Consider the following 8,353-nt stretch of genomic DNA (forward strand, 5'->3'; position numbering starts at 1 on the left):
CCCACTCGTGCACCAGCCCCTCGGAGTGAAGTCACAGGGGTGATGCCTCGACTTCGGGCGGCATCTGGAAGGAATACTTGAGTCATGGCTGATGAATTACTCGGTGCCGCCGTTGCTTTTCTCGTCGCACCCGAGGCAGTTGACCACGCCGAACTCACGTCGTCCTGGCGAATCGTCGAGGAGACAGGCGGCAGACCGTGTCTGTTGTCGATTCGGGATGACACTGTTCGTGCTCTGCGCGTCTTCCCGCTGCGGACAGCTTCGAGCCCAGTGATGGCCGTCAGGGCGCGACCCCGGTTAGTTTCGATGCGTTAGTGCTGCCTTGCGTGCTTGCGACCCCGGACAGTCTGCGCTTACAAGATGCCGCTGTGAAGTTTGTCCGAGAGTTTTGCGATACGGGTAAGCCCGTCGCAGCTATCGACTACGCATCGGGCGTACTGGTCAGCGCTGATGTGCTCAGCGGCAGAACCGTTACCGCCAACCCGACTCTGGAAGCCGAGATCCTCGGCGTGGGAGGTAGTTGGGTCGACAAATCTATGTTCGTCGACCGAAGTGGTTCATCCGTGCTAGTTACTGGCCGCAGCGCAGGCGATCTCGCGTTATTTGATGCGGCCCTTGTGGTGGAGTTTTCCCGGGCGACTCGGCAGAACCAAATGGGTGCGTCGTGACGATGAGAGTTTGTCGTCGAAAACATTCTTGGGAGCCACAGTGATCACGATCAGTGGAGATTCTTCATCCAGGCTCCGTGCTGCGGATTTTGGCTGGATCACGACCGTTCGGCGAGACGGGCAGCCACAGAGTTCCTATGTGTGGTTCCATTTCGACGGAGACACCATCTTCGTGATCAGTCAGCCGCGGGCCGGGAAGATCAAAAACATCGTGTCGAATTCGTTGGTGTCGTTCCATCTCGATGGCGACGGAACACTAGGAAACGGTGTCCTCACGATGGAATGTAGGGCACAGCTGGCTCCGGTCAGTGACACGCCGGAACGTCTCACCGCCTATTTGTCCAAGTACGAGTCACGTATCCGAGATGCGTTGCAATCAACGCCAAGTCGATACGCCGACGAATTCTCTGAAGGCGTGATCTTGACACCTCTCGCGATTCGCGCGTGGTAGTGCAACTGCGATACGGCAAATCTTCGTCGCCCCTAGTCAGGCCCGTTCACGCTGGGTCAGGGACTGTCACAGGGCTGGGACTTGTGTACGTGCGGCACGTCGGCTGTCCTCGAGCTCTCTGGTCAGAGTGCGGGCGTCGTAGTTGCCGAGTACTCGGCAACCCTCGATGAAGAACGTGGGTGTTTCTCGAGCGCCGCTTGCGTGCGCACTGCGCATGTCTCGCCGGACACGTTCAATGACCTCGTCGCTATCGAGATCGTCGGCGAACTGAGCTGTGTCGAGGCCGATGTCGTCGGCATATCTGAGTAGGTCGTGTCGTTCGAGGCCGTCTTGTTGATGAGCGAAGACGTAGTCGAGCCACCCCCAGAACATCTGTTGGCGGGCAGCAGCCTCTGCTGCCTGTGCTGCGAGCATCGCGTGGGGGTGGGTATCGACGAGCGGCAGGTGGCGTACGACGTACCGTAGGTCGTCACCGAAGTGATCGTGCAGATCGTCCCATCCACCGGTGGCATGAGCGCAGAAGGCACACTCGAAGTCCACGTATTCGACCAGTGTGAGTCGTGCGTCGTCCGGGCCGCGGACATGGTCGACCTCCGGGTCGACCTGTGGCTCGAGCGTCATCGGCAGGTCTGCTGTTTGTTCGCCAAACCTGGCGGCCGCCACCCGGAAAATACCCGCACCCAACAGGGTGGCGAGGACCATCGCAAGGAGCACGCCTACTGTCGCTTCTGCACCCATCTGCGATGACACCCCGAACGCCAGATCGATGAGCAGCAGCGACACGGTGAACCCTATTCCGCTAAGAGCCGCACCCCCCATCACGCTGCCCATCCCGACACCTTGGGGTAGACGACCGACGCCCAAACGGACAGCAATGTAGGTCGCGATTGCGATACCGAGAAGCTTGCCCAGAACGAGTCCGAGGACCACACCCCACGCGACTTTTGAACCCAGGGCGTCGCTCAGCACCCCACCGCGCAGATCGACACCGGCATTGGCGAGCGCGAACACGGGGATCACGATCAATGACGTAGGCGTTCGGAGAAACTCATGGAGGCGTTCGTTGACTGAGGTGCCTTTGGCCAGTCCACGTGCGACGGCGCGGTTGGACGCTGCACTCGGGGATTGCCAGAAGTCGCGGAACAGTTCGCGGGCAGCCACCACCTTGTGGCGTTGGGTGGCGTATGCCGGGACGAGAAGCCCGGCGATCATCGCGGTCAGCGAAGGATGTAAGCCCGATTCAATAGTGCTGAACCACAAGGCGATAACGACAACGACGTAGGGTGCTGCCCGCCACTGGCGTGCGCGTCCGAGTAGCCACACCAGCACCAGACATACCAGCGCGATCGCGAGCGGAAGCAGCTTGATCTCGTCGCTGTAGAAAATGCCGATGATGGATACTGCCAAAAAATCATCGACGACCGTCACGGTGAGCAGGAAGATTCGTAATTGTCCGGAGAAGCGTGGGCCGACCAGCGCGAGAGCGCCGAGCATGAACGCGGTATCGGTGCCCACCACGATTCCCCAGCCTTGCAGTGCGCTGCCGCTGCGAACAACGAGTGCATAGATCACCGCAGGAAGGCAGACACCTGCCACACCAGCGATGAATGCCAATCGCACACGGCTGCGGTCGCGCAACGTGCCGTGGGCGAATTCTTGGCGTACCTCCAGTCCAATGAGGAAGAAAAACACAGCCATCAGCCCGTCGTTGATCCAGTGCCGAAGGCTCATGTGAAGTTGCATCGCGCCGATGTTGAACCCGACATCTTGATGCCAAAACTCGCTGTAAGTGTCTGAGACAGGCGAATTCGCCCAAACCAACGCGACGACGATGACCAGCACTGTCAGCATTGCTGAGCCTGATTCGGTGCGCAGGGTGAAGCGGGCCCGCTGGAGAAGTCCTTGTGGCGATGGTGGCTGGTGTGGCATCGGTGGAGTCCTATGGGATTGTCGGATGGTCGGCGTAGGGACGCGAAGTACTGAGTGTGTCCGTAATTAACTGAGCGCCGCGCGGAGATACGGTGCTGTTGTGCCGGCGCCGGCGGCCACGTGTTCTGGTGTGCCCGCAGCGACGATGCTGCCCCCGTCGGCGCCGGCTCCAGGTCCGAGATCAATGACGTAGTCGGCTTGCGCAACAACCCGCATATCCAACTCCACCATGACCACGGTGTTGCCAGCGGTGACGAGGCCTTGGACGTGTTCGAGCAGACGGTCGCTGTCGGCCGGATGAAGGCCTGCGGTGGGCTCATCAAGGATGTACAGCGCGTCACCGCGGTGGGCACGTTGCAGCTCGGAAGCGAGCTTCACCCGTTGGGCCTCTCCCCCGGAGAGTTCGGTGGCTGGCTGACCTAGGTGAAGATAGCCGAGTCCGACATCGCGAAGGACAGTGAGCGACCGCAGTATCTCCTCCTCGCCGACGAAGAATGTATGTGCGTCGTCGATGCTCATGGCAAGGACGTCGGCGATGTTGCGATCGCGCCAGGTGACCTCCAGAGTGCTCTGCGTGTACCGGGTGCCGTGGCAGTCGGGGCAGGGACTGTAGACGCTGGGCAGGAAGAGCAGTTCGATCATCACGAACCCTTCCCCTTCGCACGTCGGGCAACGGCCGCCGGCGACGTTGAAGGAAAACCTGCCGGGCTTGTAGTGGCGCCTTTTTGCCAGCGGTGTCGCGGCGAACAATTTACGCACCCGGTCGAACATGCCGGTATAGGTGGCGACGTTGGAGCGCGGCGTGCGTCCGATGGGTCGTTGGTCGATGACCACGACGCGACGAAGCCCGCCCAGCCCCCCGTCGACATACCCTGACACTGTGCCCTGGTCGCCAGCCAGTAGCAGGTCTGTGTCGTCGGCGTGCTCGTCTGTGTCGGTGGGAAGAGTCGAGCGCCCCAGTGCTTCACTGATCAGCGCAGGAAGAGCCTGACTGACCAGACTTGACTTGCCTGAGCCCGACACGCCTGTCACCGCGGTCAGCACCTTGATTGGGATCAACACATCGAGGGCGTGCAGGCTATTGCGCTCAATCCCTTTGAGGGACAACCATTGAGAGGGTTCTCGTCGTGGTGGTTCGCTCGGGGACGTGGTGTCGAAAAGGTAGCGGCGGGTGACGGATTCCGTCACGTCGGCCAGTCCCCCGGGCGTTCCGCTGTAGAGCACGTGACCGCCGTTTTCGCCGGCTCCCGGGCCGATGTCGACAAGCCAGTCGGCTTCTCCAATGACGGTGAGGGAATGCTCCACCACGAACACGCTGTTACCGCGTTCGCGCAGCCCGTGAAGGATGCGTAGAAGCGCGGGTAGATCGCCGGGGTGAAGACCGGCAGACGGCTCGTCGAGGACATATGCCACGCCGAAGAGTTTCGACGACAACTGGGTTGCCAACCGTAAACGCTGTAGCTCGCCGCCAGATAGTGTCGGTGTCGTCCTGTCGAGCGCCAGGTAGCCCAGTCCGAGGTCGATGATGGGTTCAATCCGCTCCAGCAGATCCTCGGTGAGTCGTTGTGCTGCAACGATTTTCTCAGTCGAGTCGTTCGGGGTGCGCCGCACATCTGGCGCTGCGTCGTGTGCCGATCCCCCAGCGGCGACCCGTTGTTGTCTGGCTGTCGAGCGACGTGTGCGATCCAGTACCTTGCCCGAGGGTCCCTCGACTGGCGCCCACCCCGGCGATGTCACAGCGCGTGCGATGTCGGCGATGGTAGCCAACGGCAACGCGGCAAATTGTGCAATGTCGAGTCCCTCGAATGTGACCGAAAGCGACTCCGCTTTCACTCTTTTGCCGTGACAGCTGGGACACACTGCGCTAGTAACGAATTCGGCGACACGCTTCTTCACGATTGCGCTTTTGGTGTTGGCGAAGGTGTCCAGCACAAAACGGCGAGCCCCGACAAAGTTGCCCTCGTAACTAGGTTCCATATCTGCGGCGATGGCCCGTCGGGTTTGAGCGGGAGTCAGACCCGCGTAGACCGGTACAGTGGGCCGCTCCTCGGTGAACAGAATCCAGTCCCTGTCCTTCTTCTTGAGTTTCTTCCACGGGATGTCTACGTCATAGCCCAATGACACCAGGATGTCTCGCAGGTTGCCGCCGGGCCACCCTGGTGGCCACGACGCAATCGCTCGCTCTCTGATGCTCAGAGACGGGTCGGGCACCATCTTGTCGACGTCCACCTCGTAGACCCGTCCGATCCCGTGGCACGTTGGGCATGCACCTTGAACAGTGTTGGGAGAGAAGTCTTCTGCGTAGAGCATGGGCTGATCGGAGGGATAGCTCCCTGCTCGGGAGTACAGCATCCGGACCAGGCTGCCCAGTGTTGTCACGCTGGCCACTGTGGAACGCGCATTCGTGCCGCCGCGCTGCTGCTGCAATGCCACCGCCGGGGGCAGGCCCTCGACGACATCGACATCAGGCGTACCAACCTGATCGATCAGGCGTCGCGCGTACGGAGCCACCGACTCGAGATAGCGGCGTTGGGATTCTGCGAACAGCGTCCCAAACGCCAACGATGACTTGCCCGATCCGGATACGCCAGTGAAAACCACGAGCCGATCGCGCGGAACATTGAGGTCGACATTAGCCAGATTGTTCTGCCGGGCACCGCGGACAACCACTCCGTCGCGCCAGTCACTGTGAGTATCAGTCGTTTGCGTGCTGCCACCACCATCGGAACTGTGACTCATGTCGGTGACGATAGCGAACAATCCGCGCACGGACACTCCCAAACAGACCGGCGCATTCTGACATCTTGTTGGCACTGCATGTCAGCGACACTCATCAGCGGGCGTGCATACGATGGGATACGGCCAGCCGCCTTGAACACAAGCGCTTTCTAGGCCGATGGCCGCCCGAGATCACCACCAACCCAAGGAGATCGACATGGCAAACGGCAATCGTGCAGTACTGTTCGACAGCCCGAAACACATGAAAGTCGAGGAACTCGACTTCCCCAAGTTGGAGATGCCGAATGGCAAGAAGGCGCCACATGGCGCCATCCTGAAGATGGTCGCGACGAACATTTGCGGCAGCGACCTACACATCTACCGTGGGTCCTTCCCCGTTCCCCAGGGCATGGTCATGGGACACGAGATGACCGGCGAGGTCGTCGAGGTCGGCCCGGACGTGGAGTTTCTGACCGAGGGCGATCTGGTCTCGGTACCGTTCAACGTTGCGTGCGGACGATGTCGAAACTGTCGCGCGCGTCGCACAGAGGTCTGCGAGACGACCAACGCAGATGTGAGTTGCGCCGCCTACGGCTTCAATCTCGGAAACTGGGACGGCGGACAGGCCGAATATCTGTTCGTGCCGTACGCCGACTTCCAGCTCCTGCGCTTCCCCGACAAAGACCAGGCCATGGAGAAGATCCGAGATCTCGCCTTGCTCTCGGACATTCTGCCGACAGCGTTTCACGGACTCATGGAAGCGGGCGCCAAACCAGGATCCACCGTCTATATCGCCGGCGCTGGCCCCGTCGGGCGCTGCGGAGCCGCGGCGGCACGACTGCTCGGGGCCTCGTGCATCATCGTCGGCGACTACCATCAAGACCGGTTGGACCTGGTCAAAAGCAACGGCTGCGAGACTATTGATCTCAGTCAAGACATCCCCCTCACCGATCAGATCGAGGCAATCCTCGGCGAGCCCATGGTCGATTGCGCCGTCGACTATGTCGGCACCGAAGCTCACGGTATCGGTGCTGACGCGCAGTCCATGGACCCCGCAAACGCGATCAATCAGGTTCTCGACGCCACCAGGGCCGGCGGAGCTACTGGCGTTATCGGCGTCTACGGGCCCGACCCACTCGCCGCGTCGAAGGATGAGCAACAGGGCACCTATCCGATCGACTTCGGTAAGGCCTGGATCAAATCGCCACGCGTGACGGCAGGGCAGGCACCGATCATGCACTACAACCGCGAACTGATGATGGCCATCCTCTGGGACCGCATGCCCTACCTCAGCGCAATGCTCAACACCCAGGTCATCAGCCTCGACGAAGCGCCCGCCGCCTACGAGACCTTCGACCAGGGCTCGCCGAACAAATTCATCATCGACCCCCACGGGATGCTCTCAGCCTGAGCGCTACCAGCTACCTAGACGTGGTCGGCCCTGTGTCTGCACAGAAGCGCAGACACAGGGCCGATGGTTTACTAAAGCGAGAACCTAACCCACTGGCGGTGATCACGAGATGGTCGATACACACGACATTGAACTCCCAGTGTTCGAACATTGGTCTACGGCCGACACCACCGACGACACTATTGGCGACCGATGGGCAGAGATCCGTCGACACAGTTGCACCGACGTCGCTACCGATCCCGTTCTTCCAGGCTTCTACGGCGACGTTGCTCTCGGCCGATACACCAATTTCACGTTGTCGACCAAGCGCGCCAACGCCGAGGACGCCCGTCGCTCGGCAACCCGCATCGCGCAGGGACATGACGCCGACGAGTATCTCTTCGCAACGTTCCAGATCCGTGGTAGCTGCCTGATCGAGCAGGCCGACCACACCCACCTCGCCGCACCCGGATCGCTGTTCATCTACGACAGCTCCCTGCCGTTCCGCATGCACGCCGATGGACCCTACGAGCAGGTGGTCGTCCAGGTGGGCGCCGATCGCGCCTTCGCACTGGCCGGCATGGACCGCACCACCGATATCCTCGCCACACCCATGGAGTGTTCTGGAGTTCTCTCCGCTGTGTCTGCATTCTTCACCCAACTGGCCCACTACCAGGCCGACGACCCCGTCGCAGCAGCCCGACTCGAACCGCACGCAGCCTCATTAGCCGTATCTTTGCTACGGCTGACTAGCCCCCTACGCCCGCCGGCCGAGATACCCGCGCTCCTTCGTCGCGATCAAGTACTCGCCTACATTCATGCACACCTCACCGACCCTGACCTCGACGCCGACCGCATCGCCGATGCGGTGAGATTGTCCCGCAGAAGCCTCTACCGACTCTTTCACGACACCGACTACACGCTCATGGACTACCTGCGCAGGGCCCGCGTTGAAGCCGCACAGAACCTGCTCCGCAACCACCCCACGAAGTCTATTTCTCACATCTCGCGGGAAGCGGGCTTTAACGACGAACGCTCGTTCTACCGCACCTTCCGAACCATCACAGGCATGACGCCGAACGACTACCGCGAACAGTTCCATTAGCCGCCCGGCCACGCAGTCGTCTCCCCCGCTCGCCTAACCGAACCAGCGTGCACGCCGCCTGGTTTCCCGACGTGGGAGTATCAGATTAACGG

At 61.1% G+C, this 8,353-nt stretch carries 5 protein-coding genes and 1 pseudogene; 4 read left to right on the top strand and 2 right to left on the bottom strand.

The window, feature by feature from the left end:
* Nucleotides 1-302 precede the first annotated feature (302 nt).
* Together B3T59_RS16795 and B3T59_RS16800 are read left to right on the top strand one after the other, a co-directional pair.
* A pseudogene (locus tag B3T59_RS16795) lies at nt 303-668 on the top strand (DJ-1/PfpI family protein); the annotation flags it as partial.
* 40 nt (nt 669-708) lie between these two features.
* Nucleotides 709-1,119: a pyridoxamine 5'-phosphate oxidase family protein gene (locus tag B3T59_RS16800; RefSeq protein ID WP_169315778.1), complete on the top strand. Its 411-nt coding sequence runs from the start codon at nt 709-711 to the stop codon at nt 1,117-1,119.
* Between the two features lie 66 nt (nt 1,120-1,185).
* Here B3T59_RS16800 and nhaA read toward each other — a convergent pair whose 3' ends face one another.
* Entirely contained in the window at nt 1,186-3,048 is a 1,863-nt protein-coding gene (gene nhaA, locus B3T59_RS16805) for a Na+/H+ antiporter NhaA (protein ID WP_287004405.1), read from the bottom strand.
* A gap of 66 nt (nt 3,049-3,114) precedes the next feature.
* Nucleotides 3,115-5,787, bottom strand: coding sequence for an excinuclease ABC subunit UvrA (locus B3T59_RS16810; protein WP_197502331.1), 2,673 nt, complete (start codon nt 5,785-5,787; stop codon nt 3,115-3,117).
* Between the two features lie 196 nt (nt 5,788-5,983).
* On the opposite strand from B3T59_RS16810, the gene B3T59_RS16815 reads away from it, so the two are divergent.
* Both B3T59_RS16815 and B3T59_RS16820 read left to right on the top strand, forming a co-directional pair.
* Complete coding sequence (locus tag B3T59_RS16815; protein WP_064862424.1) at nt 5,984-7,177, top strand: alcohol dehydrogenase catalytic domain-containing protein; 1,194 nt, start codon at nt 5,984-5,986, stop codon at nt 7,175-7,177.
* Between the two features lie 109 nt (nt 7,178-7,286).
* On the top strand, nt 7,287-8,261 hold the full coding sequence (locus tag B3T59_RS16820; protein ID WP_287004409.1) for a helix-turn-helix domain-containing protein: 975 nt from the start codon (nt 7,287-7,289) through the stop codon (nt 8,259-8,261).
* The last annotated feature ends 92 nt before the right edge of the window (nt 8,262-8,353 follow it).

The sequence above is a fragment of the Gordonia sp. UBA7860 genome (assembly GCF_002500165.1).
GTDB classification, from domain to species: Bacteria; Actinomycetota; Actinomycetes; order Mycobacteriales; family Mycobacteriaceae; genus Gordonia; species Gordonia sputi.